We start from the raw sequence: 25,304 nt of genomic DNA on the forward strand, positions 1-25,304 counted from the left end.
TTCATACACACCTGAATAAAGTGAGAGGCCTGTCATGACGCCGGAAACCGAAGGCAAGGAAGAAAAAGGTCCAAGCGGGCTGCCGTTTATCAATGATCCGGGGAATGAAGACCCGGGGTCGCTGATGGATGATGCAACGGTGCCGCTCAACGATGCCGATGACGCGGGCGATGTGGGCCTGACCGAGTTTGAAGACGAGGATGATGACGAAGACGAGCAGTGATCGGCCGCTGCGACCGATGGTCCCCCGGATTGAACGGCGTTCATCGCAGAGTCATCGAAACGTCAGGACCTGTTTTTCAGTTCCCTTGAGAGGTGCTTTATGAAAGCTGATTCGAAAGATGCTGATTTCGATGACACGCCGGAGTACCCGCTGCCTTCGCCGACCGATTCGCTGAGTCGCGATCAGCGTCCGCCGGATGATGAGGCGGGTGTGGAGGAGGTGCCTGATGGCGAAGTTGAGGCGGATCCTGATGATCCGGATATTGCAGGAAATGATAACTCGGGCGAGCCAAGTTGATATTTGTCGCTTGAATAGTTGATGAGCGCGTAGGTGTTTCGCACCGAGCACTAGCACCCCATGCTAGTGCGCTAGTGAAACAGGTAATCACTGTAGACACGCGCTCAGAATTTTAACGTGGGAAAGATTCGATCCAGCGTTTGTAAAAATCACGTTGCTGCTGGATATCAGTAGTAATTCCGGTCTCCTCATAATCAAAGATTCTAACCAGGTCGCTAGGTTCGGCTGGCTTACCCAGCTGCAGTTCATACGCCATCAATCCGGAGGACATTTGCGATGACATTCGCGAGGGGTACACATTGAGTTTGGCGCCTTTGCATAGGAACTTCGTTTCCGGGAAGTCAGCTCGCAAGAGACCGAGGCAAAAGTAAAGGTCGTGAGCGGTGTATGTTTTCCTCGCGCCGCTTTCCATAACCAGACTCAACGACAACATTCTCCTGTCGCATTCGATCACGGCCTTATCCCTGACTCCGCGGGTCTCCGTAGGTATTTCAATTATCTTCATCATGGCTTCCTTTTCGGATTGGGGATTGAGTAGCCTTCGTAGCTGCCGTCGGCGCGCACAGGAGTCACACCGAGAATATCTTTGCTGTCTATTCCTCCGGGCATAGCAATTTCCGTTTCACCTCTGTGGGGTGAGAGCAGACCTAGTTTTTTATTCACATCGATCCCGCGAATATTTTTTATGACGTACACGAACCCATCTTCAAACCCGTATCCGGTCGCAAACTGTATAGCCGCATTTTCTGAGGTCGACGTGCTGACAAAAAAACTGGGAGGGTTTCGGTTGTCATGTGCATGTAGATAAATGTCCATGCTATCTCCCAAAGGCTCAAAACCAGTTTCAAAAATTTCCCAGGATTCCCGCGAGTCTCCTCGGTACAAGTAGCGCTTGTTTGGTTTTGGGGATGGAGTAGGAGGAGCTCCCTCATCAGCCTTAACCTTGCCAGCAGGATCCTCAACCCCCGCCCCCGTCCCGCATTTCCCCGCCCCCGGACACTCACTCAACCCCAGCGGATCCACCCACCCCGTCGGACTCCGCGTATACCGATACTGATTCACCCCCCCAGCCAACTGGCTCGGATCCGGCGTCAGATACCGCCCGACGTCCGGCTGGTAATACCGATGTCGGTTGTAGTGCAGGCCGGTTTCCGGGTCGAAGTATTGGCCCTGGAAGCGCAGAGGCTGATCGAGGATCTGGTGGGTGTCTCGATTGAGGCGGGTGAGGCGGCCGTAGGCGGCATAGCGTGCGGCCCAGACGATGTCGCCGCTGTAGTCGGTCAGCTCCTGTGGTGTGCCGAGGTGGTCGAGTTGGTAGTAGAAGGGGCAGGCCTTGCGCGGACCTTTGCCGTCGAGCAGGGCCAGCGGCCGGAAGGTGCCGGGTTCGTAAACGTAGCTACGGTAGTGCTCGCGGTTGCTTTCGGCGACGAGGTGGTCGCCTTGCCAGAAAAATTCGGTGGTTTTGCCGTCGACGGTTTTGGCGATGCGGCGGCCAAACGCATCGTAGCGGTAGTTCGCGCAGCGTCCATCAGGGCTCGTGACGCCGATCAGTCGGTGTTGGCAGTCGTAACGGTATTCGGTGACCAGTTTTTGCGCAATGCCACGACGTTCGCGGATCAGGTTGCCGAAGGCGTCGTAGTCGTAATGGCGGTCGCCCTGCATCAACAGGCGATTACCCAGCACCTTCGCGACACCGGGTCGGTCCTGCATCAACAGGTTGCCGGCCGGGTCGTGGGCGAAGCTTTCCGGTTGCTGATCACGGGTGTGACGGACGCCAGTCAAGCGGTCGAGCGCGTCGTAGTGGTAGTTGCGTTGGCCGTGGCGGGTATCGGCGATGCTGTCGAGATTGCCGTTCGCGCTGTAGGCATAGTCGCGGCGATACATCGGCTGTTGCTGTTGGCTTATCGTGTGGGCTTTCAGGCGTCCCTGCTCGTCGAACTGATATTCGCTGAGCAGCAGGCCCTGCCGGCGGGTCTGCTCGCGGTCGCCGACGAAGCTGTGCGACGTGAGGGGGGCCCCATTGAGGTCGATGGCGGTCAGCGCGCCGCCCTTGGCATGGTGGTAGTCGAGCCTGCTGTTGTCTGGCAGCCGCAGGTGATTGAGTCGGCCACAGGCGTCGTAGCCATAGCGCAACGTGCCCCAGCCCTGATGTTCGGTGATCAGCCGGTCCTGTGCGTCGTACTCGAACTCCAGCGGGTGATCGTGACCGTCATCGACGCTGACCAGCCGGCCCAGGCTGTCATAGCGATACTCGACCTTGTCGCCATCCGGCAGCGTCTTGACCAGCAGCCGTCCGGTTGAATCCCGTTGATAGGCGGTGACCCACCGGGTGTCGTCATCACCGAACTCGGTTTTCTCCAGCAGGTGCCCATTAAGGTCGTAGGCGTAGGCGGTGCGGCGGCCATCGAAGCCGATTTCCTGTCGGATCAATCCGCGGCGCGTGTAGTCCAGCCGATATTTTTCGCCGGATTCATTGACGATTTCTGTCAGCAACAGTTGCGCGTTGTCGTAGCGATACCGCAGCTGGGTGCCATCGGGATTGATCCGACGACTGATCAGGTGCAGATCGTCGAGATATTCATAGCGCGTGACGCGACCGAGTTCATCCCGTTCGGCGGTGACTTTGCCGTAGGCGTTGTAGCTGAAGGCGCGACTGGCGCCAGTAGGAAACGTCGTCTGGACAAGTCGTCCAACAGCGTCCCACTTGTAACGGGTGACGCCGCCGTGTTCATCCTGACGGGTAGTCCGCCGCCCCAACGCGTCGTAGGAAAAACGCCGCCGGCTACCGTTCGGAAGCGTTTCTTCAACCAACTGCCCGAGGGTATTCCACACGAATAGATGTCGACTGTTATCCGGGTATCGGGTCGACAACAACCGACCTTTTTCATCGTAGTGATGGTGGGTGACATGACCGTCAGGATCGGTTGCTTGGGTGACGTCACCCTGGGGATTGCGCTGGTACTTCCACACCGATTTACCGCAGGAGCGCGCATGCAGGAAACCATGGCGGTATTCGTAGGAGGTTGGCTCACCTTCAGGCGGAATCCGGGCAATCAGACGCCCGATTTCGTCATAGCGGTAGTGGGTGATCGCCCCCAGCGGATTCTGCTCGGCAATCAACCGGCCCTTGTCGTCATAAGCGTTACGGTGCTCCGCGCCGTCAGGCTCGACACGGCGCACCAGCCGCGCCTGATGATCGTGCTGATAGACCGCTTCACCGCCATCGATGCTTTTTACGTGCACACTGCCGTTGTCATCCCAGACATAGCGTGTGTCCATTTGCGCAAACGATGCCCAGTGACGGACACATCGCGCAGCCTTGCCGGACCTTTCCCACTCCCAGAAGAAACTGGCGCCGCCGGCCAGTTGCCGTTGCAAAATGACGTGCTGTTCGTCGTAGTCGTAGCGCTCGCTTTCACCAACCGCGTTGGTCGCCTGAATCAAGCGATGGCAGGCGTCATAGCGGTAGGTGACCAGTGTCTGCTCGGTGCGCCAGGCATCTTCCAGTGTGTCGGCGGGTTGAAAGCGCTGGTACTCGACGGCGGCGAGGTGGCGGCGCTCATAGCGCAATCGCAGTGAACGACCGGCACCGTTGTCGAGGCGGATGATTCTGTCGGACCTGTCCCGCTGCACTGTCAGCCGATTGCCGTAGGCGTCGCTGATGGCCGCCAGGCGGCCTGTCCGAAAGTGGTAGAAGCGCGTCGTCTCCCCAGCCAGCGCGAGGACCAGTTCTTCCGGCTCGTCGCCCAGATAAATCGCCGCCCGCGACAGGCTGTTGTGAATGGCGGGTCGCTCGCTGTTTGGTAGCGGGAAACGGGTGCGACGGTTTTCATGGTCGATCCAGTCGACATGGTCGCCATCGAATGCCAATCGATGGGCCAGGGAGTGACTCCAGCCAAACCCGAGCCCCCCATCGATTTCAACAGCGCTGGTGCGATACACCCGAGTGAACTCGAAGGGCAGCAGTCCATCCAGCGCGCCGTCGTTCAGGGTCAGCAATTCCTCGCCGGTGACCATCGACACGGGGCAGCCATTCGTCAGCGTGTTGTCCGCTGAATCGACAGTGTCGCCATTCAGGTTTTTCGCCGGGGCAGGGGCATCGTCGCGGTGCTCGTGCCGGCCCAGGCGGGTCATGGCTTCGGATTTGTCGCGGGCAATGGCGAGCGGATGTTCGACCTGCACCACTGATTCGCGAGTGGTGATGTGCAACGGCACTGCCGGCGCAGGTTTAAGCGGTGCAGGCCGGGCGCTGACCATCAACGGTTTAAGTGTGAGCGCGTGGTGGGTCAGGTCGGGCCGGGTAGCAAGCCTGGCCAGTCGCAAACTCGCCGCCGCCAGGCATTTTCGGGCGCGTTCGGACTTGATCTTGCCCAGCGTCCTGGCGCTCATGCCGAGGTTCAGGCCCGCAGGACCCGTGAGCCGCACCAAGAGGAAACTGATCAGGATCTCTGTACGAATTTCCGCCATGACTTCGACCACATACTGTGGCGGCAACAGCTGCAGCCAACTGGTGAAGGCCGCGAGGTGAATGAACATCAGCGGCTCATCGCTCAGCACCAGCAAGAGGTTGGCGATGGCTTCCGTCGAGGCGTTCAGCAGCGTCTCAAGCTCAAGTTCGGTCAGGTATTCGAGGAGTTTTTCGCTGTTGGCTTGCAGGTCTGCCATCAAGGCGAAGACCTGCTTTACGTCATCCCACAGGCCGTGCAGCGAGTTCTCGAAGCCGCGCCAATCTGCCCGCCGCAGCAGGCCGTAACGTTCGGTGAACGTGGCTTCGGAAAAACCGGCCCACAGCGGTTCAAACTCAGCCGTCCATTCGTTGCGCAGCCAGCCCTCGAGCTCCTCGACCACGCTTTGATAAGAGGCGTACAGCGCCTTGACGTGGTCGGTAGAAACATTGGGAAAGAACGTGATGCGATAACGCTGACCGCGCCAGCAATCGGGAATTTCGAGGATGCCGCTGGGGCCGATGAACCTGTGGATCGGTTCGCCAAACAGGGGTACGCCATTGTCGTCGGCCAGCACGGGTTCGAGCAGCACCGGCGTATCGCCAATCGGCACAAAGCGCGCGGCTTCGAACATGTGCACCAGGGTCAGGGGGCCGCTGGCCGGGCAGGTGGCGAGTGTGGAACTGACGGGGGTGGTGGAATCCTTCGGCGCGCTTAGACGAACGTCGTTGCCGACCTTGAATACCTGCTCGACGCCCAGCGCCCAACCGCTCCAGAAGTTTTCCGCCCACGCGTCGTACCTGTTGAGGCAGAGGCGGAAATTCTTGAGCACCGCTTCGACATCCGGCGTCTCGTGGTTCCTGGCGGCGACCACGAGCAGACCGATGACGTTGTTCAAGGCCAGGACCTTGTCAGGGTTGAACATTCGCAGTCCTCGCGCGGATCGATTTGGAGCGCGAGACTTTGCGGGGGATCGCCGGGGAAAGAAGTCGGCAAAGGAGGTGTTTGGTGTAGGGCGAATCGCTAAATCGCGACTGTTGAAGCGCTTGCGGTTTTACCGCCGTCGGGAGATTGCCCGTTGCCCTGTGCCGGCCGCGCTCGCTATGCTGCTGAACCCTTTAATCAAATCCGCGATTCAGGCATGGCCGAATCGGTGCGGATGTCATTAAAAAATGGATCAGATGCGATGAATGCACCGCTGAAAGCGTTCGGCCCGATCAAAGCCGTGATTTTCGATATGGACGGCTTGCTGCTGGACACCGAGGGCATTTACACCGAGGTCACCTCCATCATTGCCGGGCGCTACGGCCGGACCTTCGACTGGAGCGTCAAACAGAACATCATTGGCCGTGGCGCCGGTGACCTGGCGCGTTATGTGGTCGAGGCGCTGGAACTGCCGATCACCGCCGAGGAGTTCCTGGAGATTCGCGAGCCACTGATGCGCGAGCGTTTCCCGACCGCGCTGGCCATGCCGGGTGCGGAGGAGCTGGTCCGGCATCTAAAGGCCAACAATATTCCGATTGCGGTGGGCACCAGTTCATCGCGTCAGTCGTTCGGCCAGAAAACCACCTTGCACCGCGACTGGTTCGAGCTATTCGACTTCATCGTGACGGCCGACGACCCGGAGGTCGGCGCGGCGAAACCGGCGCCGGACATCTTTCTCACGGCGGCGCGACGCCTCGGTGTTGCGCCGGAGGATTGCCTGGTGTTCGAGGATTCGCCGTTCGGTGTTACGGCGGCGAAAGCGGCGGGGATGACGGCGATTGCGATCCCCGATGCGGCGATGGCTGACGAAAAATACGCACACGCCGACGGGATTCTTCGTACGTTGAAAGCGTTTACGCCTAGCGCTTGCGGCTTGCCTGCGCTCGACTGGGCGTAAAAATATGGGAGCGGCGGTGCGACTTGTTCGCCCCGCCGCTCCCACATTTTTTGCACTGCGTTTGATTCATCAGGCGCCGAAACCGCCGTCGATGGTCAGGCTTGCCCCGGTGATGTAGCCGGCTTCCGGGCCCGCCAGGTAGGCGACGAAACTGGCGATCTCTTCGGCTTTGCCGTAACGGCCCACCGCCATCAGCGGGATCAGGCTCTCGGCGAAGTCGCCGCTGGCCGGGTTCATGTCGGTATCGACCGGGCCGGGTTGCACGTTGTTGATGGTGATTCCGCGCGGGCCGAGGTCACGGGCCAGGCCTTTGGTCAGGCCGACCAGCGCCGCTTTGCTCATGGCGTACGGGCCACCACCGGCGAAGGGCATGCGATCGGCGTTGGTGCTGCCGATGTTGATGATGCGTGCGCCTTCGGTCATGTGTTTCGCGGCTTCCTGGGTGGCGATGAACACGCTGCGGACGTTGATCGCCAGCGTCTGGTCGAAGTCTTCGAGTTTGAAATCTTCCAGCGGGGCCACGGCCAGCACGCCAGCGTTGTTGACCAGGATGTCCAGGCGACCGAAGGCTTTGACGGTGGCGCTCACGGCATGGCGAATGGCCTCGGCGTCGGCACTGTCAGCCTTGATCGCCAGCGCTTTGCCGCCATTGCCGGTGATGCTGTTTTGCAGGTCTTCGGCCTTGGCCGCGGAGCTGACGTAAGTGAAGGCAACGGTTGCGCCTTCAGCGGCCAGACGTTTGACGATGGCGGCGCCGATGCCGCGAGACCCGCCTTGGATCAAAGCCACCTTGCCGCTGAGGTTCTGAGTAGTCATGTCGATCTCCAAAGTCCGAGGCGAGATGTCTCGGTTGATGGAGCCTAGTATCAATTTGTGATTGCCCCCTGAGTAGCCGGTAATTGCGATAGTCTGTGTAAACCAAAAGTTTATAGTGGCGGTTATGGAAACCTTCAGCAGTATCGAATGCTTCGTGCGCAGCGCAGAAGTGGGCAGCTTTGCCGAAGCGGCGCGACGCCTGAGTCTGACGCCCGCTGCCGTTGGCAAGAGCGTCGCAAAACTGGAAGCACGCCTTGGCGTACGGCTGTTTCAGCGCAGTACCCGCAGCCTGACGCTGACCGAAGCCGGTCATCTGTTCCTGGGGGAAGTCAGCTCCAGCCTGCTCACGATCCAGAATGCGGTGGCCAACCTCTCCAGCGCCGAAGGACGACCGGCCGGCACGCTGAAAGTCAGCATGGGCACGGCGTTCGGACGTTTGTACGTCGTGCCCTTGCTCGGCGAGTTTCTGCGGCGGTTCCCGGCGATCAACCCGGATTGGCACTTTGAAAACCGTCAGGTCGAGCTGATCGCGCAGGGCTTCGACGCGGCGATTGGTGGCGGCTTCGAACTGCCCCAAGGCGTGGTGGCACGCAAGCTGACGCCAGCGCATCGGGTGTTGGTGGCCTCGGCGGGGTATTTGGCCCAGCGGGAAGCGATTGCCGAGCCAGACGATCTCAGGCAGCACGATGGCATTCTGATCCGCTCGCCGCAGACCGGGCGCGTGCGCTCCTGGCAATTGACCAGCCGCACCCGGCAACACAGTCCGTTGGCGCTGAGGGCGCGCATGACCATGAGTGATTCAGAAGCCGCGTGCGCCACGGCGGCGCAGGGGTTGGGGATCGCGCTGGTGAGCATGCCGTTTGCCGTGGGTTATCTGGAGGCCGGGACATTGCAGAGGGTGTTGCCGGACTGGTATGTCGATGACGGCAACATTTCCATCTATTACGCGGAGCACAAATTGTTGCCGGGCAAGACCCGGGCGTTCGTGGATTTCATTATCGAGCAGTTTGCGGAGCAGGGGTTGGGGGCGCGGTTTAGTGCGGTTTGAGCCTTGCTCGCGAAGAACGATAACGCGGTCTACCTGCCAAACCGCCCAGGCCAGCCAACGATGTGCTTCGGCCGCGGCGTCGCGTAAGTCCGCACCTTCGACGTCGACAACCCCAACCGCACCAGCGACTCGGCAACCGTCACCGCCGCCGTGACACCGTCCACCACCGGCACACCCGTGCGCTGGCGAATCTGTTCATCCAGCCCGGCCATCCCGCCGCAGCCCAGGCAAATCACCTCGGCCTTGTCTTCGAGCACCGCCAATTCAGCCTGCCGCACGATCGCCTCCAGCGCCCGCTGCGGATCGGATTCCAGTTCCAGCACCGCCAGGCCACTGGCTCGCACCGATGCGCAGCGATCCCACAGCCCCGACAGTTTCAATCGGTCCTCGATCAACGGCACGGTACGGTCCAGCGTGGTGACCACCGAGTAGGCATGGCCGAGAAACATGGCCGTGCTCGCCGCCGCATCGGTGATGTCCACCACCGGCACGTTGAGCAGCTCCTGCAAGCCTTCGCGGCCGTGCTCGCCGTAACCCGCCTGGATCACCGCATCGAACGGCTGGTCGTAGGACATCACCCGGTCCATCACGGCGATGGCGGCCAGATAGCTTTCGAAATTGCCTTCAATGGAGTCGGCGCCGAAGTGCGGGGTCAGGCCGATGATTTCGGTGCCCGGCGCGGCCACGGCTTGCGCCGAGCGGGCGATGGCCTGGGTGATGGATTCGGTGGTGTTGACGTTGACCACGAGAATGCGCATGGAAAATCCTTATAGCGTTGGTTCTGCGACCCGACGGTGCCGGGCCGTCATGGGTTAATGGCTGACGTTGTCGACCGCGATGGCTTCGCCGCTGACGTCGGCGTAGTGGGGCTGCCGTTTGGCGACGATCAGGTAAAGCATTCCGGCGATCCCGGCGCCGATCAGCCAGGAGAACGGCGATACGAGGTGGAAACCCGGCACCAGCGCCAGGATGATGGCGATCAGGGCGGCAGGAATGAACGCTGCCACCGCGCGCAAATTGACGCCGCGACTGTAGTAATAAGCGCCGTTCGGGTCTTCGCTGTACAACTGCGGCACGTTGACCTGAGCTTTTCGTACAAGCCAGTAGTCGACCATGATCACCCCGTACAGCGGGCCGAGCAGGGCACCGAGGCCGGACAGGAAATACACGATCACCAGCGGGCTGTTGTAGAGATTCCACGGCAGGATCAGCACCGCGAGGGTCGCGCTGATCAGCCCGGCGCGGCGGAAGGTCAGGTATTTCGGCGCCAGGTTGCTGAGGACGAAGGCCGGGGCGACGAAGTTGGCCATGATGTTCACCGCTACGGTGACGATCAGGAACGCCAGGCAACCGAGTACCAGGAAGAACGTGTTGGGAATCGACGCGATGATTTCCGTCGGGCTTTCGATGATCCGGCCATTGATCTGAAATTGCGCCCCGCACAGCAGGACGGTAATACCGGCGAACACCAGAATATTCACCGGCAGGCCCCAGAAATTTCCGACCTTGATTGTCTTGCGGCACGGCGAGGAGCGGGCGAAGTCGCAGAAATTCAGGATCAGCGTGCCGTAGATCGCCAGCCACAGCGCGCCACCGGCGAAGATGTTGCGCCACATTTCGCCACCGCTCAGCGGCTCGCGAATCGACCAGGCGATGGTCGCGTTGGCCTGGGTGTACATCCACCCGGCCAGGGCGGCGACGGTCAGCAGGATCACCGGCCCGGCGAACGCTTCATAACGCCGTACCATCTCCATGCCATAGGCCAGAATGCCCAGCTGCACCAGCCAGATCGCCACGAAACACACCCAGCCCAGGCTTGATAAACCGAGGATCGAGTTGTGGTCGTAATCGGCGAACCCGGGATGCACCGCTGTCAGCAGCACGCGAAATACCACCGAGGCCAGGTACGTCTGAATACCGAACCAGGCGATGGCGATAATGGCGCGGATCAAGGCGGGAATTTGCGCGCCATGGATACCGAAACTGATCCGGCTGATAACCGGAAACGGCACGCCGGTTTTCTGGCCCATGTAGCCGGACAGGTTCATGAAGCAGTACACCAGCGCCGCGCCGATGCCCAGGGACAGCAGAATCTGCCAGCCACCCAGGCCCAATGCGTACAAGCCGATGGCGAAGGAGTAGTTGGCGATGTTGTGAACGTCGTTGGTCCACAGGGCGAAAATGCTGTAGCGCCCCCAGCGCCGGCCTTCGGCCTTGGTTGGCGCCAGGTCTTTGTTGTGCAGCCGCGGGCTGAGGACCACGGGTTCCTGGAAGGTTTGATCGTGAGCAGCGGGGGTGAGGGAGGGCAGATCCAGCGCGATGTTGTTATTGGAGAGGCTAGTACGCATTCCGGCAGGCTCCTGAAGCTTGGCGTCGCGATGACTGTGCGTGAGCGTGGGCTCGACAAATCTTCGTCGCGGGCAACAACATCATTGATTTCGGGGCATCTGCAGCCTGTACGGGATAGGGCGCTTCAGGCTTGCGGATCTAAAGTGTGTGTATGTTTTGAATTTATTGTATACAAAACATGTATGCACTTAAGCCAGATCCATGCCAGTCGAAGATCTATGAATCTCCCTCGTCATTTCTTTTTGTTATTGATTTGAGGTAAGTGATTGAAATAAAGACGATAAAAATTGACCGGTTGGGCAGGTATATTTTTTTCGGCGAGGCGGAGGGGAAGGTCGATCGAGGAAATCAGAAGGGCAGGGTGTAACTATTCAGGGCGCAGAAACTAAAAATGCACACATAAATGGCACCTATGGTGACATTCGTGTGTACACATTTTTGAGGGGCACAGACCGGTGTGGGAGCGGCCTTGCTCGCGAACGCGGTGTGTCAGGCAACGCCCTGTCGACTGCCACCACGCCTTCGCGAGCAAGCCCGCTCCCACATTGAATTTCACCAGGCTGAGGTTAAGCCTTGGTCTTGCTGATGATATTCCCCGCATGTAACCCGCATTCTTTCTGCGTCGCCTCTTCCCACCACCAACGACCTTCACGCTCGTGCTGGTTCGGCAGCACCGGACGGGTGCAGGGTTCGCAGCCGATGCTGATGAAACCGCGCTCGTGCAGGCTGTTGTACGGCAGTTCGAGCATGCGGATGTAACCCCAGATCTCCTCGCTGGTCATTTGGGCCAGCGGGTTGAATTTGTACAGGGTACGTTCCGGGGTGGAGAAGGCGGTGTCGATTTCCAGCACGGCGACGGCGCTGCGGGTGCCTGGGCTCTGATCCCGGCGCTGCCCGGTCGCCCAGGCGGTCACGTCGGACAGCTTGCGACGCAATGGCTCGATCTTGCGGATGCCGCAGCACTCGCCATGGCCGTCCTTGTAGAAGCTGAACAGGCCCTTTTCCTTCACGAACGGTTCCAGTTTCGTATAGTCCGGTGACACCAGTTCAATGTCGATCTTGTAGTGCTCGCGCACCTGATCAATGAAACGGTAGGTCTCGGGATGCAGGCGACCGGTGTCGAGGCTGAACACCTTGACGTTCTTGTTCAGCTTCCAGGCCATGTCCACCAGCACCACGTCCTCGGCACCGCTGAAAGATATCCACAGGTCATCGCCAAACTCGGCAAACGCGAGTTTCAGGATGTCCTGGGCGGATTTGTTGGCATAGGTCGTGGCGAGTTCCACGACATCGAACGATGGGCTCATCAGGGCGGCTTCCTACAGGTCGGTGGCGCTGGGCGCTCTATATGGGCCTGATGGTAACAAAATCCGGCATCGGCTGGCGCGCCCTCTGCGTTGCGCCGGCCCGCCCGAGTCGCTAGAGTTCGGCAGTCTTTTTGCTCGCTCGACTCAATAATCAATACAAATGGGAGTGTCTTGTGGAAATTGCCTGTCTGGATCTTGAAGGTGTGCTGGTCCCGGAAATCTGGATCGCGTTCGCCGAAAAAACCGGGATCGAATCCCTCAGGGCTACTACCCGGGACATTCCCGACTACGACGTGCTGATGAAGCAGCGCCTGCGGATCCTCGACGAACATGGGCTGAAACTCGCCGACATTCAGGAAGTGATCGCCACACTCAAGCCGCTGGATGGCGCTATCGAGTTCGTCAACTGGCTGCGCGAACGTTTTCAAGTGGTGATTCTGTCGGACACGTTCTATGAGTTCTCCCAACCGCTGATGCGCCAGTTGGGCTTCCCGACCTTGCTCTGCCACCGTCTGATTACCGACGACAGCGGGCGGGTGACCAGCTATCAGCTGCGTCAGAAAGATCCGAAGCGCCAGTCAGTCTTGGCGTTCAAAAGCCTTTACTACCGGGTGATTGCCGCAGGGGATTCCTACAACGACACCACGATGCTGGGCGAGGCGGATGCGGGGATCCTGTTCCATGCGCCGGACAATGTGATTCGCGAATTCCCGCAGTTTCCGGCGGTGCACACGTTTGAGGATTTGAAGCAGGAGTTCATCAAGGCTTCGAACCGCACCCTGTCTCTGTAAACACGATCCCTGTAGGAGCGAGCATGCTCGCGATGGTCGCCAACGATGACGATGGGTACCTGACACCCAGCGGTATTCTCAGGTTCATCGCGAGCAGGCGCGCTCCCACAGGGGATGGTGTTTCAGGTCAAAGGTTTTGTAGTGTTTCCAGGAGCACCTTCACCTTTGTGATCGATTCCTGATACTCCGCCTGCCACTGCGAATCCGCGACAATCCCGCCGCCACCCCAGCAACACACCTGCCCATCCTTGACCAGCAAGCTGCGAATGGCGATGGAACTGTCCATCTCGCCACGCACGTCCAGGTACAACAGCGAGCCGCAATACAGGCCGCGCCGGGTCGGCTCCAGCTCATCGATGATCTGCATCGCCCGAATCTTTGGTGCGCCAGTGATCGAGCCGCCAGGGAAGCTACCGGCGATCAGGTCCAGCGCGTCGCGATCATCCGCCAGCTCCCCGGTCACGCTGCTCACCAGGTGATGCACGTTCGGATAGCTCTCCAGACTGAACAACTCCGGCACCCGTACCGAGCCGATGCGGCAGGTGCGGCCGAGGTCGTTGCGCAGCAGGTCGACAATCATCAGGTTCTCCGCGCGATCCTTTGGGCTGGCCAACAGTTCGGCGGCGTTCGCCGCATCTTCGGCGGCCGTCAGTCCGCGGGGGCGGGTGCCTTTGATCGGTCGGGTTTCGACATGGCGCTCGCTGACTTTGACGAAACGCTCTGGCGACAGGCTCAGCACCGCGCCACCGTCAGGCAGGCTCTGGAAACCGGAGAAAGGGGTCGGGCACGCAGCGCGCAGCGCGCAATAGGCAGCCCAGGGATCACCCTCGCACTCGGCGCGGAAACGTTGGGCAAAGTTGACCTGGTAGCAGTCGCCGGCCTGGATGTACTGCTGAATGCGCGCCAAGGCGTGGCGATACTCCTCAGCGTTCAGGTCGGCACTCATCGGCGTTGTCAGTTTGAAGGGCTCGATCGCATCAACCGCAGGCTGACTAAAAAGTGCGGTCAAACGCTGACGTTCGCTGTCAATCAGCGTCGGGTGAAAAACCAGCTGACTGGTCGCCCGTTGGTGGTCCGTGATCAGTGCCCAGTCATACAAGCCGAAACGCGCATCCGGTAGATGCAGGTCGTCTAGGGCCTGGCTGGGCAAGCGTTCCAGGTGCCGACCGAAGTCGTAGCTAAGGTATCCGATCAGGCCGCCCGCGAAGGGCAGGTCAAACGCAACGGCGGCTTCACCGAGTCGCGTCAGATTTTCCCGCAGGCGTTGCAGGAAATCGCTGCCACTTTCATCAGGCAATACCGCGAGCTGCTCGATTGGCCAGGCGCTGAGCAGGTCAAAGCGACCGCGGTCGGCCGTCGGGCGGCCGCTGTCGAGCAGCACGGCGCCAGGCGCATGGCGAATCGCCGCGAAGTACTCGGCAGGGTTGGCGCGATAGGGGAGGGGATGTACGGAGCAGGTCAGCATGGGCGGGGCAGGTCAGCCATTGAAGCGGGGTGGCGATTGTAGTCCCCTCGGGGGATTGCTCCTAGAGGGATGTCGGGGACTGGCATATTGGGGGCAGGGTTGGCGCGGCGATGCCTGTTCGATTGTCATCGCGAGCAGGCTCGCTCCCACAGGAATTCATGGTGTGAATGCAATCTGGGCAACGCCGGCAAAACCTGTGGGAGCTGGCCTGCCAGCGATGGCCGCACCTCGGTTCGGATCAACCCTCAACCGGTGGAATATGCCCGAACATTTCCTGCACAAACGCCACGCGCTCTTCGACGGTTTCGCTCACGCCGCGTGCCTTCAGCTCTTCCAGCCGAGCCTCGACCGCATGGGTACGCAGCGTCAGGCCGCAATCATTGGCAATCTGGATGTTCAACCCTGGCCGGGCGTTCAGCTCGAGAATCAGCGGCCCTTTCTCCTGGTCGAGCACCATATCGACACCGATGTAACCCAGCCCGCACAGCTCGTAGCAGCCGGCCGCAAGTTTCATGAAACCGTCCCAGTAGGGCAGTTGCACACCGTCCACCGCGTTGGTGGTGTCCGGGTGCTTGGTGATGATGTTGTTCAGCCAGGTGCCGCGCAACGTCAGGCCGGTGGCGAGGTCGACCCCGACACCGATGGCGCCCTGGTGCAGGTTGGCCTTGCCGCCGGATTGGCGCGTCGGCAGGCGCAACATCGCCATGACCGGGTAACCCATCAGCACAATGATGCGGATGTCCGGCACGCCTTCGTAACTGATGCTTTTGAAAATCTGGTCGGGTGTCACCCGGTATTCGATCAGCGCCCGATCCCGGTGTCCGCCCAGGGAATAGAGGCCGGTGAGGATGCTCGAGACATGGTGCTCGATTTCCTCGTGGCTGATGATCTTCCCCGACACCGTGCGATAGCGGCCCTCGAAGCGGTCGGCTACCACAATGATGCCGTCGCCGCCCGCGCCCTGGGCCGGCTTGATCACGAAGTCGCTGCGTCCGCCGATGATCTCGTCGAGGTTGTCGATTTCTTTCTCGGTGGAAATGATGCCGTACAGTTCCGGCACATGAATGCCGGCGGCGATCGCGCGCTCCTTGGTGATGATCTTGTCATCGACGATCGGGTACAGGCTGCGCTTGTTGTACTTGAGCACGTAGTCCGCGTTACGCCGATTGATCCCCATGATGCCCCGGGCTTCCAGGGCCTTCCAGGTCTTCCAGAAGCCGAACATCAGGCGTCAGCCTTCTTCAGGAAAGCCTTGAAACGGATCAGTTCGGTCAGGCGGTAGCCACGGTAGCGACCCATGGCCAGCATGAAGCCCACCAGGATCAGCAGGACCGCCGGGAAGGTGAACACGAAGTACACCAGCTCCGGCACGCTCATGATCAGGTGCGCCAGGGACGCGGCGAACAGCGTGCCGATCGCCACTTTCATCGCATGCCCGGAACCGCGTTCTTCCCAGGTGATCGACAGGCGTTCGATGGTCATGGTCAGAATCACCATCGGGAACAGCGCCACGGACAACCCGCGTTCCAGGCCGAGTTTGTGGCTGAACAGGCTGATCGCGGCAATCAACACCACCACGAAGGTCAGCACCACCGACAGCCTCGGCAGCATTTGCAGCTTCAGATGTTCAAGGTACGAGCGCAGCGACAGCCCCAGCGCGGTGATGATGGTAAACAGCGCGATGCCGAAACCGAGCTGGGTTTCGCGGAAGGCCAGGGCGATCAGCACCGGGGTGAAGGTGCCGAGGGTCTGCAGGCCGATCAGGTTGCGCAGGATCAGGATCACCAGCACGCCGATCGGGATCATCACCATGATCATGAAGGTCTGCTGGGTTTGCAGTGGCAGGCCGTACAGCGAGTATTCGAGGAAGTTGGCGTCGGTGTTTTCGTCGGTCAGCTTGGCCAGGCGAATCGCGTTCATTTCACTGTTGTTCAGGCTGAACGTCACGGTCGCTTTCTTGCCGCCATCGACAGTGATCAGGTTTTCGTCACCGGTCCACCACAGCAGGCGGTCGGTCGGCAGGCCCTGTTCGCCGGTTTCCGGGTTGAAGTACAGCCAGTCGGTGCCGTTGAAACTGCGCAACCAGAGCTCCGGGGTTTGCGGCTGGTCGGCCACCAGGCGGATGGTGTGGACCTTTTCCACCGGCACGTGGGCGATGGACAGCACCAGTTCGACGATCTTGGCCTTGTGCCCGCTGGATGGATCGCCGCCCAGCAACAGTTTCACGTTGTCGTCGTTGACGTTGTTGACTCGCTTGATCGCCTCGCCAATGAAGGTTTCGACGTCGGCGGAATGCTGGCGAATCGGCGCGAGCAGGGCTTCGGCGGCGACTTTTTCCGCGCCTTCAACGGCGATGCTGTCGCGGAAGGTCGGGCCCTTGATCTTGGATTTTTCACCGGTGTAGCGCTTGGTCAGCACCAGGCGGTAATAAAGAGTCTGGTTGCCCTTGGCGCGGCGTGCTGACCAGGTGACCTTGCGGTTGCCGTCGACACGGTTCACGGCCACGCCGTAATTGTTGGAGATAAAACTTTCGTTGAGGCTGACGTAATCGCGGCTCAGTGGCGGCACGAACATCTGGATCTTCACCGGGTCCTTGGCACTGGCGACGAACTCGACCTTGGCGTCGATGTTCCACAAGTCGTCGGTGGCATCTTCGGTGACGGGAATGCCGAGCACGAAGATCTGATAGGCCGTAACTGAAATGCCCAGCACCACCAGGATGGCGATCAGCAGTTTCAGATGGAGGGTAAGAGAGCGCATTGGAATTACTCTGCGGTATGTGCGTCGGTGGCGCAGGCGGGTTTGCCAGCAGCGTATTTAAGACTGGGGTCGACCAGCGCATCAAAGCGTTTCAGCGCTTCGGAGCCGATCAGGAGCGGGTATTGGAAGGCACTTCGGTCGGTCAAGTTCACTTCTATGCTGCGCAAAGCCGATCCCATGCAGATGTCCAGTTCGATCACCGGACGGGCGGTGTACTTCTTGCCTTCTTCCGGATCGTAATCGCCGGCACGGCGCTTGATCTTGCTGACCCGGGCCAGTGGGCGTTCGATCGGGTGCGAGTGCGCGGCGTCGATTGCCAGGTAAAAGCGCACCCAGGATTCGCCGTTGCGTTTGAACCGTTTGATGTCGCGGGCGCTGAGCGAGGCGGTTTTCGCCCCGGTGTCGAGTTTAGCCGCGACTTCCAGGTTGATGCCGTCCAGCGAGGCGTACTCGTTGAGGCCGTACACAGTCTTTTCCCCCGCCGCGGCGACACCGGGCAGGCAGATCAGATAAAGGAAGGTGGGGAAGGGCTTGAGTCTCATAAATCCTGGTGCGCGGCGGTCCGTGTGTCGATTCAAGGCCCTGGCATCGCTGCGCAAGCTCCCTCGTATGCCTAGCAACTATTTATGACAGGCAGTGCAGATGTCACCGACAAATGCGGGCGGCATTCTAGCACGGTGGTTTTATGGCGCCAGCGCTGGCAGGCGCCTGTAAACAGAGGTGCTGCTTCGTTATGGTGCGGGTGGTTATTAGACGATTGTCGACAATACGCATTTTATCTTTGACTAAATGCCCTGTATTCGTTAGTTTTCCCTGCATCAGCTTTCAAGGTGTCGACAATATGCTGGATCAACTCGATCCCCCGGTCTTTGCTCAAGATGATTCGGAAACACTTTCCGAGAACGTCTTCCGGCGCATTCAGGCGGCCATCGTCAAGGGCGAGATCGCCCCGGGCAGCAAGATCTCCGAGCCGGAACTGGCGCGCACCTACGGCATCAGCCGGGGACCGCTGCGCGAAGCGATCCACCGTCTGGAAGGCCAGCGCCTGTTGGTGCGCGTTCCTCATGTCGGCGCGCGGGTGGTGTCGCTGAACCATGCCGAGCTGATCGAACTCTACGAAATCCGCGAATCCCTCGAAGGCATGGCTTGCCGCCTCGCGGCCGAACGCATGACCGTTGAAGAAATCGACGAGCTGCGCCACGTCCTGGAGACCCACGAGCGCGATGCGGCGTTTCAGGCCGGCGTCGGCTACTACCAGCAGGAAGGCGATTTCGACTTCCATTACCGGATCATCCAGGGCAGCGGCAACCGCACCCTGACCCAGATGCTCTGCGGCGAGCTTTATCAACTGGTGCGCATGTACCGCATCCAATTTTCCACCACGCCGAATCGCCCACGCCAGGCTTTTGCCGAGCACCACCGGATTCTCGATGCCATCGCCGACCGTGACGGTGAATTGGCCGAGTTGTTGATGCGTCGTCATATCGGCGCCTCCAAACGCAATATCGCCCGTCATTACCAGGACGGCGCTAACCCGACAGCCACTGAACGAGGTGAGTCATGAGTTCCAACAAGAGCACTCCAGGCCAGCGTTTCCGCGATGCGGTCGCCAGCGAACATCCGCTGCAAGTGGTCGGCGCGATCAACGCCAACCACGCGTTGCTGGCCAAGCGCGCCGGTTTCAAGGCTATCTATCTGTCCGGTGGCGGTGTCGCTGCGGGCTCCCTCGGCGTGCCGGACCTGGGCATCACCGGCCTGGATGACGTGCTGACCGACGTGCGTCGCATCACCGACGTCTGCGACCTGCCGTTGCTGGTGGACGTCGACACCGGTTTCGGTTCCTCGGCGTTCAACGTCGCGCGCACCGTCAAGTCGATGATCAAGTTCGGCGCGGCGGCGATTCACATCGAAGACCAGGTCGGCGCCAAGCGCTGCGGTCACCGTCCCAATAAAGAGATCGTGTCCCAGCAGGAAATGGTCGACCGCATCAAGGCCGCCGTCGATGCCCGCACCGATGACAGCTTCGTGATCATGGCCCGTACCGATGCCCTGGCGGTGGAAGGTCTGGAGTCCGCACTGGATCGCGCCGCGGCGTGCATCGAGGCCGGCGCCGACATGGTGTTTCCGGAAGCCATCACCGAGCTGGAGATGTACAAGCTGTTTGCCAACCGCGTGAAAGCGCCGATCCTGGCTAACATCACCGAATTCGGCTCGACGCCGCTGTACACCACCGAGCAACTTGCCGCTGCTGATGTGTCGCTGGTGCTGTACCCGCTGTCGGCGTTCCGCGCCATGAACAAAGCTGCGGAAAATGTCTACACCGCGATCCGCCGCGACGGCACGCAACAGAACGTGATCGACACCATGCAGACCCGCATGGAGCTTTACGATCGCATCGATTACCACACCTTCGAGCAGAAGCTCGATGCGTTGTTCGCCGCGAAGAAGTAATGCACCGCCTGTATTTATGAATGGTGCCTGCAATCTTAGATGCGACGGCACACCCTTGTAGTAGCGAGCTTGCTCGCGAAGGACGTCAACGATTACGCGGGGGCTCTGATGCCCAGCGGTGCAACGTCCACCATCGCGAGCAAGCCGCTCCTACAGGGGTAGTTGGACAACCGAAATATCTCTGACAAATTCAAGAAAACTGGAGACAGCAATGGCCGAAGCAAAAGTACTCAGTGGCGCCGGGCTCCGTGGCCAGGTTGCCGGGCAAACCGCACTGTCCACCGTGGGCCAGTCTGGTGCAGGCCTGACCTACCGCGGCTATGACGTCCGCGAACTGGCGAATGACGCCCAATTCGAAGAAGTGGCCTACCTGCTGCTGTACGGCGAGCTGCCGACCCAAGCGCAGCTGGACGCCTACATCAGCAAGCTGGGCAAGCTGCGCGACCTGCCGCAAGCGCTGAAAGAAGTGCTGGAGCGCATTCCCGCCGATGCCCATCCGATGGACGTAATGCGCACCGGTTGCTCGTTCCTGGGCAACCTCGAACCGGAGAAGGACTTCTCCGAGCAGCACGATAAAACCGACCGCCTGCTGGCCGCGTTTCCGGCGATCATGTGCTACTGGTATCGCTTCAGCCACGACGGCAAGCGCATCAGCTGCGTGAGCGACGAACAAACCATCGGTGGCCACTTCCTGCACCTGCTGCACGGCAAGAAGCCGAGCGACCTGCACGTCAAAGTGATGAACGTTTCGCTGATTCTCTACGCGGAACACGAGTTCAACGCCTCGACCTTCACCGCTCGCGTCTGTGCATCGACCCTGTCCGACCTGTTCTCGTGCATCACCGCCGCCATCGGTTCCCTGCGCGGCCCGCTGCACGGCGGCGCCAACGAAGCGGCGATGGAAATGATCGAGCGCTTTTCGTCGCCGGAAGAGGCGATCAAAGGCACCCTCGGCATGCTCGAGCGCAAGGACAAGATCATGGGCTTCGGCCACGCGATCTATAAGGACAACGACCCGCGCAACGAGGTGATCAAGGGCTGGTCGAAAAAACTCGCTGACGAAGTGGGCGACAAGGTGCTGTTCCCGGTCTCCGAAGCCATCGACAAGACCATGTGGGAACAGAAGAAACTGTTCCCGAACGCCGACTTCTACCATGCGTCGACCTACCACTTCATGGGTATTCCGACCAAGTTGTTCACACCGATTTTCGTCTGCTCGCGCCTGACCGGCTGGGCGGCGCATGTGTTCGAACAACGGGCCAACAACCGTATCATCCGCCCGAGCGCCGAGTACACCGGCGTCGAACAGCGCAAGTTCGTGCCAATCGAACAACGCTGAATGGTGGGGGCTACCCCACTGGTTGCTGATTGAGTCGGGAATCAATGTGGGAGCGGGCTTGCTCGCGAATACGGACTGACATTCGACATTCAAGTTGACTGAAACAGCGCTTTCGCGAGCAAGCCCGCTCCCACCTTTGACCGAGTCATCTCGGTGACCGGGTGCCAAGCCCCACCTTTTGAAACTACCGTGACCGAGTCCTGACGATGAACACTGAATTCCGTAAACCGCTGCCCGGCAGCCATCTGGATTACTTCGACGTCCGTGCGGCGGTCGAGGCGATTCAGCCTGGCGCCTACGACACCCTGCCGTACACCTCCCGCGTGCTCGCGGAAAACCTGGTGCGTCGCTGCGACCCGGCCACGCTCACCGAATCCCTGAAGCAGTTCATCGAGCGCAAACGCGACCTCGACTTCCCGTGGTTCCCGGCCCGCGTGGTCTGCCATGACATCCTCGGCCAGACCGCCCTGGTCGACCTCGCCGGCCTGCGCGATGCCATCGCCCTGCAAGGCGGCGACCCGGCCCAAGTGAACCCGGTAGTGCCGACGCAACTGATCGTCGACCACTCCCTGGCCGTCGAGCGTGGCGGCTTCGATCCCGAAGCGTTCGAGAAGAACCGCGCCATCGAAGACCGTCGTAACGAAGACCGTTTCCACTTCATCAACTGGACCAAGAAAGCCTTCAAGAACGTGGACGTGATTCCACCGGGCAACGGCATCATGCACCAGATCAACCTGGAGAAAATGTCGCCGGTGATCCAGGTGCGCGACGGCGTTGCGTTCCCTGATACCTGCGTCGGCACCGACAGCCACACCCCGCACGTCGATGCGCTGGGCGTGATCGCCATCGGTGTCGGTGGCCTCGAAGCGGAGAGTGTGATGCTCGGCCGCGCCTCGTGGATGCGCCTGCCGGAAAGCGTCGGTGTCGAACTGACCGGCAAACTGCAACCGGGCATCACCGCCACCGACATGGTGCTGGCGTTGACCGAGTTCCTGCGCCAGCAGAAAGTGGTTGGTGCGTGGCTGGAGTTCTTCGGCGAGGGCGCCTCCAAGCTGACCCTCGGCGACCGCGCGACCATCTCCAACATGGCCCCGGAATACGGCGCCACCGCGGCGATGTTCTACATCGACCAGCAGACCATCGACTACCTCAAGCTCACCGGCCGCGAAGATGAGCAGGTGCAGTTGGTCGAAAACTACGCCAAGACCACCGGACTGTGGGCCGACAGCCTGAAGGGTGCGCAATACGAGCGCGGCCTGACGTTTGATCTGTCCTCGGTGGTCCGTAACATGGCCGGCCCGAGCAACCCGCACGCCCGTGTCGCGGTATCGGATCTGGCGGCCAAAGGTATTTCCGGCCAGTGGGAAGACGTGCCGGGCCAGATGCCGGACGGCGCGGTGATCATCGCCGCCATCACCAGTTGCACCAACACCAGCAACCCGCGCAACGTGATCGCCGCCGGCCTGCTGGCGCGCAACGCCAACAAACTCGGGTTGACCCGCAAGCCATGGGTCAAATCGTCCCTGGCCCCCGGTTCGAAAACCGTGGCGCTGTACCTCGATGAAGCCGGTCTGACCGATGAACTGGAGCAGCTGGGTTTCGGCGTCGTGGCGTTCGCCTGCACCACGTGCAACGGCATGTCCGGCGCGCTGGATCCGGTGATCCAGCAAGAGATCATCGACCGCGACCTGTACGCCACTGCGGTGCTCTCCGGCAACCGTAACTTCGACGGCCGGATTCACCCGTACGCCAAGAACGCGTTCCTCGCTTCGCCACCGTTGGTGGTCGCGTATGCCATCGCCGGCACCATCCGTTTCGACATCGAAAAAGATGTGTTGGGCCTGGACGCCGACGGCAAGGAAATTCGCCTGAAAGACATCTGGCCGAGCGACGAAGAAATCGATGTGGTGGTCAAAGCTTCGGTCAAGCCTGAGCAGTTCCGTCAGGTGTACATCCCGATGTTCGCCATCCACGAAGACACCGGGCCGAAAGTCACGCCGCTGTACGACTGGCGTGAGATGAGCACCTACATCCGCCGTCCGCCGTATTGGGAAGGCGCACTGGCCGGTGCGCGCCCGCTCAAGGGCATGCGCCCGCTGGCGGTGCTGCCGGACAACATCACCACCGATCACCTGTCGCCGTCGAACGCGATCATGCTCGACAGCGCCGCGGGCGAATACCTGGCGAAAATGGGCCTGCCGGAAGAGGATTTCAACTCCTACGCGACCCACCGCGGTGACCACTTGACCGCGCAGCGCGCGACCTTCGCCAACCCGAAACTGTTCAACGAAATGGTCCGGGAAAACGGCAAGGTCAAGCAGGGTTCGCTGGCCCGCGTCGAGCCGGAAGGCCAGGTCATGCGCATGTGGGAGGCCATTGAAACCTACATGGAACGCAAGCAGCCGCTGATCATCATTGCCGGCGCCGACTACGGTCAGGGCTCGTCCCGCGACTGGGCCGCGAAGGGCGTGCGTCTGGCCGGTGTGGAGGCGATTGCCGCGGAAGGTTTCGAGCGCATTCACCGTACCAACCTGGTGGGTATGGGCGTGTTGCCGCTGGAGTTCCTGCCGGGCACCGATCGCCACACATTGGGCATCGACGGTAGCGAAACCTATGACGTGATCGGCGACCGCACTCCGCGTGCGCAGCTGACGCTGGTGATCAATCGTCTCAATGGCGAGCGCGTCGAAGTGCCGGTGACCTGCCGACTCGACACCGCCGAAGAAGTGTCGATCTACGAGGCCGGCGGCGTGTTGCAACGCTTCGCCCAGGACTTCCTCGAAGAGTCGGCGGTCGCCGTCTAAATCTGTTCAGCGATCAAAGGATGATGAGTCCTTTGATCGCTTTGAAGGAGTACCCATGGCTCACGTAGCACAGATCAAAATCCCCGCCACCTACATGCGGGGCGGCACCAGCAAAGGCGTGTTCTTCAGCCTGAAAGACCTGCCCGAAGCGGCACAGATTCCCGGCCCGGCGCGCGATGCGTTGTTGCTGCGGGTGATCGGCAGCCCCGACCCGTACGACAAGCAAATCGACGGCATGGGCGGCGCGACTTCCAGCACCAGCAAAACCGTGATCCTGTCGAAAAGCATCAAGGCCGACCACGACGTCGATTACCTGTTCGGTCAGGTCTCCATCGATAAGCCTTTCGTTGACTGGAGCGGCAACTGCGGCAACCTGTCGGCGGCGGTCGGTTCGTTCGCCATCAGCAACGGCCTGGTCGACGCCAGCCGCATTCCGCATAACGGTGTGGCGGTGGTGCGCGTGTGGCAGGCCAACATCGGCAAGACCATCATCGCCCACGTGCCGATCACCAACGGTGAGGTGCAGGAAACCGGTGATTTCGAACTCGACGGCGTGACCTTTCCGGCCGCCGAAGTGCAGGTCGAATTCATGGACCCGGCGGCGGAAGAAGAGGGCAGTGGCGGCTCGATGTTTCCTACCGGCAACCTGGTGGACGACCTCGAAGTGCCCGGCGTCGGGACGTTCAAGGCGACCTTGATCAATGCCGGCATTCCGACCATTTTCGTCAATGCCGAAGACATCGGTTACACCGGCACCGAGCTGCAGGGCGCGATCAACGGCGATCCGAAAGCGCTGGCGATGTTCGAGACCATTCGGGCTTACGGCGCGCTGCGCATGGGGTTGATTTCGAATCTGGATGAAGCCGCCAAACGCCAGCACACGCCGAAGGTGGCATTCGTTGCCAAGCCTGCGGATTACGTGGCGTCCAGTGGCAAAGCGATTGCCGCGGGTGATGTCGATCTGTTAGTGCGGGCGCTGTCCATGGGCAAGTTGCACCACGCGATGATGGGCACCGCGGCGGTGGCCATCGGCACGGCGGCAGCGATCACCGGCACCCTGGTGAACCTCGCCGCCGGCGGTGTCGAGCGCAACGCCGTGCGCTTCGGCCATCCGTCCGGCACCTTGCGCGTGGGCGCTGAAGCGAGCCAGGTGAACGGCGAGTGGACCGTGAACAAAGCCATCATGAGCCGCAGTGCTCGGGTGTTGATGGAAGGGTTCGTGCGTATTCCCGGCGATTCGTTCTGACCTCCACACCGAACCCGTGTGGGAGCGGGCTTGCTCGCGAAAGCGGTCTGTCATTCGACAGTAATTTTTGATGTAATTACG

20 protein-coding genes are annotated in these 25,304 nt (G+C 60.6%); 10 read left to right on the forward strand and 10 right to left on the reverse strand.

The annotated features are described in order from the left end of the window. Positions 1-34: 34 nt before the first annotated feature. Both NTD84_RS21025 and NTD84_RS21030 read left to right on the forward strand, forming a co-directional pair. Positions 35-223, forward strand: a complete 189-nt coding sequence (locus tag NTD84_RS21025) for a hypothetical protein (protein ID WP_262169496.1) — start codon at positions 35-37, stop codon at positions 221-223. A gap of 99 nt (positions 224-322) precedes the next feature. Continuing rightward, positions 323-520: a hypothetical protein gene (locus tag NTD84_RS21030; RefSeq protein ID WP_262169499.1), complete on the forward strand. Its 198-nt coding sequence runs from the start codon at positions 323-325 to the stop codon at positions 518-520. A 112-nt stretch (positions 521-632) separates the two neighbouring features. Here the strand turns inward: NTD84_RS21030 and NTD84_RS21035 are convergent, their stop codons facing one another. Then, positions 633-1,025, reverse strand: coding sequence for a hypothetical protein (locus NTD84_RS21035; protein ID WP_262169501.1), 393 nt, complete (start codon positions 1,023-1,025; stop codon positions 633-635). Next, positions 1,025-5,890, reverse strand: a complete 4,866-nt coding sequence (locus tag NTD84_RS21040; RefSeq protein WP_262169504.1) for an RHS repeat-associated core domain-containing protein — start codon at positions 5,888-5,890, stop codon at positions 1,025-1,027. The genes NTD84_RS21035 and NTD84_RS21040 overlap by 1 nt, the downstream gene beginning before the upstream one ends. A gap of 261 nt (positions 5,891-6,151) precedes the next feature. On the opposite strand from NTD84_RS21040, the gene NTD84_RS21045 reads away from it, so the two are divergent. Continuing rightward, on the forward strand, positions 6,152-6,847 hold the full coding sequence (locus tag NTD84_RS21045) for an HAD-IA family hydrolase (RefSeq protein ID WP_262169507.1): 696 nt from the start codon (positions 6,152-6,154) through the stop codon (positions 6,845-6,847). Positions 6,848-6,916: 69 nt separating this feature from the next. On the opposite strand, the gene NTD84_RS21050 is transcribed toward NTD84_RS21045, so the two are convergent. Next, positions 6,917-7,663 (reverse strand): 3-oxoacyl-ACP reductase family protein, encoded by a 747-nt coding sequence (locus NTD84_RS21050; RefSeq protein ID WP_262169509.1) that lies wholly within the window; start codon positions 7,661-7,663, stop codon positions 6,917-6,919. A gap of 124 nt (positions 7,664-7,787) precedes the next feature. On the opposite strand from NTD84_RS21050, the gene NTD84_RS21055 reads away from it, so the two are divergent. Beyond that, on the forward strand, positions 7,788-8,711 hold the full coding sequence (locus NTD84_RS21055) for a LysR family transcriptional regulator (protein ID WP_262169512.1): 924 nt from the start codon (positions 7,788-7,790) through the stop codon (positions 8,709-8,711). Between the two features lie 29 nt (positions 8,712-8,740). Here NTD84_RS21055 and NTD84_RS21060 read toward each other — a convergent pair whose 3' ends face one another. The 3 genes from NTD84_RS21060 to NTD84_RS21070 form a co-directional block, all read right to left on the reverse strand. Then, complete coding sequence (locus tag NTD84_RS21060; RefSeq protein ID WP_262169515.1) at positions 8,741-9,469, reverse strand: aspartate/glutamate racemase family protein; 729 nt, start codon at positions 9,467-9,469, stop codon at positions 8,741-8,743. Between the two features lie 54 nt (positions 9,470-9,523). After that, positions 9,524-11,059: an NCS1 family nucleobase:cation symporter-1 gene (locus NTD84_RS21065; protein WP_262169517.1), complete on the reverse strand. Its 1,536-nt coding sequence runs from the start codon at positions 11,057-11,059 to the stop codon at positions 9,524-9,526. A 567-nt stretch (positions 11,060-11,626) separates the two neighbouring features. Beyond that, positions 11,627-12,367 carry a phosphoadenylyl-sulfate reductase gene (locus NTD84_RS21070; protein ID WP_262169519.1) on the reverse strand — a complete coding sequence of 247 codons (741 nt, stop codon included), beginning with the start codon at positions 12,365-12,367 and terminating at the stop codon, positions 11,627-11,629. Positions 12,368-12,540: 173 nt separating this feature from the next. Here NTD84_RS21070 and thrH point away from each other — a divergent pair, with 173 nt between their 5' ends. After that, the gene (thrH, locus tag NTD84_RS21075; RefSeq protein ID WP_262169522.1) at positions 12,541-13,158 is read left to right on the forward strand and encodes a bifunctional phosphoserine phosphatase/homoserine phosphotransferase ThrH; all 618 of its coding nucleotides are present in this window, start codon (positions 12,541-12,543) and stop codon (positions 13,156-13,158) included. A gap of 127 nt (positions 13,159-13,285) precedes the next feature. Here thrH and pabB read toward each other — a convergent pair whose 3' ends face one another. The 4 genes from pabB to NTD84_RS21095 form a co-directional block, all read right to left on the reverse strand. Beyond that, a complete protein-coding gene (gene pabB, locus NTD84_RS21080) occupies positions 13,286-14,623 on the reverse strand; it encodes an aminodeoxychorismate synthase component I (protein ID WP_262169524.1) in 1,338 nt (445 codons plus the stop codon). Positions 14,624-14,861: 238 nt separating this feature from the next. Further along, the gene (locus NTD84_RS21085) at positions 14,862-15,848 is read right to left on the reverse strand and encodes an alpha-L-glutamate ligase-like protein (RefSeq protein ID WP_262169526.1); all 987 of its coding nucleotides are present in this window, start codon (positions 15,846-15,848) and stop codon (positions 14,862-14,864) included. After that, positions 15,848-17,383: an inactive transglutaminase family protein gene (locus NTD84_RS21090; RefSeq protein ID WP_262169527.1), complete on the reverse strand. Its 1,536-nt coding sequence runs from the start codon at positions 17,381-17,383 to the stop codon at positions 15,848-15,850. Before NTD84_RS21090 ends, NTD84_RS21085 begins: the two co-directional genes overlap by 1 nt. A gap of 5 nt (positions 17,384-17,388) precedes the next feature. Beyond that, entirely contained in the window at positions 17,389-17,925 is a 537-nt protein-coding gene (locus NTD84_RS21095) for an ATP-dependent zinc protease (RefSeq protein WP_262169530.1), read from the reverse strand. A 299-nt stretch (positions 17,926-18,224) separates the two neighbouring features. Between NTD84_RS21095 and NTD84_RS21100 the strand changes: the two genes are divergently transcribed. The 5 genes from NTD84_RS21100 (at position 18,225) to prpF (ending at position 25,223) form a co-directional block, all read left to right on the forward strand. Next, on the forward strand, positions 18,225-18,947 hold the full coding sequence (locus NTD84_RS21100; RefSeq protein ID WP_410017370.1) for a GntR family transcriptional regulator: 723 nt from the start codon (positions 18,225-18,227) through the stop codon (positions 18,945-18,947). Next, entirely contained in the window at positions 18,944-19,834 is an 891-nt protein-coding gene (gene prpB / locus NTD84_RS21105; RefSeq protein ID WP_262169532.1) for a methylisocitrate lyase, read from the forward strand. Before NTD84_RS21100 ends, prpB begins: the two co-directional genes overlap by 4 nt. A gap of 211 nt (positions 19,835-20,045) precedes the next feature. Beyond that, entirely contained in the window at positions 20,046-21,173 is a 1,128-nt protein-coding gene (gene prpC / locus NTD84_RS21110; protein WP_262169535.1) for a 2-methylcitrate synthase, read from the forward strand. Positions 21,174-21,379: 206 nt separating this feature from the next. Beyond that, complete coding sequence (gene acnD / locus NTD84_RS21115; protein WP_262169537.1) at positions 21,380-23,977, forward strand: Fe/S-dependent 2-methylisocitrate dehydratase AcnD; 2,598 nt, start codon at positions 21,380-21,382, stop codon at positions 23,975-23,977. 55 nt (positions 23,978-24,032) lie between these two features. Continuing rightward, entirely contained in the window at positions 24,033-25,223 is a 1,191-nt protein-coding gene (gene prpF, locus NTD84_RS21120; protein WP_262169539.1) for a 2-methylaconitate cis-trans isomerase PrpF, read from the forward strand. The last annotated feature ends 81 nt before the right edge of the window (positions 25,224-25,304 follow it).

The sequence above is a fragment of the Pseudomonas sp. 14P_8.1_Bac3 genome, assembly GCF_025466085.1.
Taxonomy (GTDB): domain Bacteria; phylum Pseudomonadota; class Gammaproteobacteria; order Pseudomonadales; family Pseudomonadaceae; genus Aquipseudomonas.

Excerpts from the sequence above, each read along its gene's own strand:
- NTD84_RS21025 (WP_262169496.1), top strand. The coding sequence starts at position 35 with ATGACGCCGGAAACCGAAGGCAAGGAAGAAAAAGGTCCAAGCGGGCTG.
- NTD84_RS21030 (WP_262169499.1), top strand. The coding sequence starts at position 323 with ATGAAAGCTGATTCGAAAGATGCTGATTTCGATGACACGCCGGAGTAC.
- NTD84_RS21035 (WP_262169501.1), bottom strand. The coding sequence starts at position 1,025 with ATGAAGATAATTGAAATACCTACGGAGACCCGCGGAGTCAGGGATAAG.
- NTD84_RS21040 (WP_262169504.1), bottom strand. The coding sequence starts at position 5,890 with ATGTTCAACCCTGACAAGGTCCTGGCCTTGAACAACGTCATCGGTCTG.
- NTD84_RS21045 (WP_262169507.1), top strand. The coding sequence starts at position 6,152 with ATGAATGCACCGCTGAAAGCGTTCGGCCCGATCAAAGCCGTGATTTTC.
- NTD84_RS21050 (WP_262169509.1), bottom strand. The coding sequence starts at position 7,663 with ATGACTACTCAGAACCTCAGCGGCAAGGTGGCTTTGATCCAAGGCGGG.
- NTD84_RS21055 (WP_262169512.1), top strand. The coding sequence starts at position 7,788 with ATGGAAACCTTCAGCAGTATCGAATGCTTCGTGCGCAGCGCAGAAGTG.
- NTD84_RS21060 (WP_262169515.1), bottom strand. The coding sequence starts at position 9,469 with ATGCGCATTCTCGTGGTCAACGTCAACACCACCGAATCCATCACCCAG.
- NTD84_RS21065 (WP_262169517.1), bottom strand. The coding sequence starts at position 11,059 with ATGCGTACTAGCCTCTCCAATAACAACATCGCGCTGGATCTGCCCTCC.
- NTD84_RS21070 (WP_262169519.1), bottom strand. The coding sequence starts at position 12,367 with ATGAGCCCATCGTTCGATGTCGTGGAACTCGCCACGACCTATGCCAAC.
- pabB (WP_262169524.1), bottom strand. The coding sequence starts at position 14,623 with ATGCTGACCTGCTCCGTACATCCCCTCCCCTATCGCGCCAACCCTGCC.
- NTD84_RS21085 (WP_262169526.1), bottom strand. The coding sequence starts at position 15,848 with ATGTTCGGCTTCTGGAAGACCTGGAAGGCCCTGGAAGCCCGGGGCATC.
- NTD84_RS21090 (WP_262169527.1), bottom strand. The coding sequence starts at position 17,383 with ATGCGCTCTCTTACCCTCCATCTGAAACTGCTGATCGCCATCCTGGTG.
- NTD84_RS21095 (WP_262169530.1), bottom strand. The coding sequence starts at position 17,925 with ATGAGACTCAAGCCCTTCCCCACCTTCCTTTATCTGATCTGCCTGCCC.
- NTD84_RS21100 (WP_410017370.1), top strand. The coding sequence starts at position 18,225 with ATGCTGGATCAACTCGATCCCCCGGTCTTTGCTCAAGATGATTCGGAA.
- prpB (WP_262169532.1), top strand. The coding sequence starts at position 18,944 with ATGAGTTCCAACAAGAGCACTCCAGGCCAGCGTTTCCGCGATGCGGTC.
- prpC (WP_262169535.1), top strand. The coding sequence starts at position 20,046 with ATGGCCGAAGCAAAAGTACTCAGTGGCGCCGGGCTCCGTGGCCAGGTT.
- acnD (WP_262169537.1), top strand. The coding sequence starts at position 21,380 with ATGAACACTGAATTCCGTAAACCGCTGCCCGGCAGCCATCTGGATTAC.
- prpF (WP_262169539.1), top strand. The coding sequence starts at position 24,033 with ATGGCTCACGTAGCACAGATCAAAATCCCCGCCACCTACATGCGGGGC.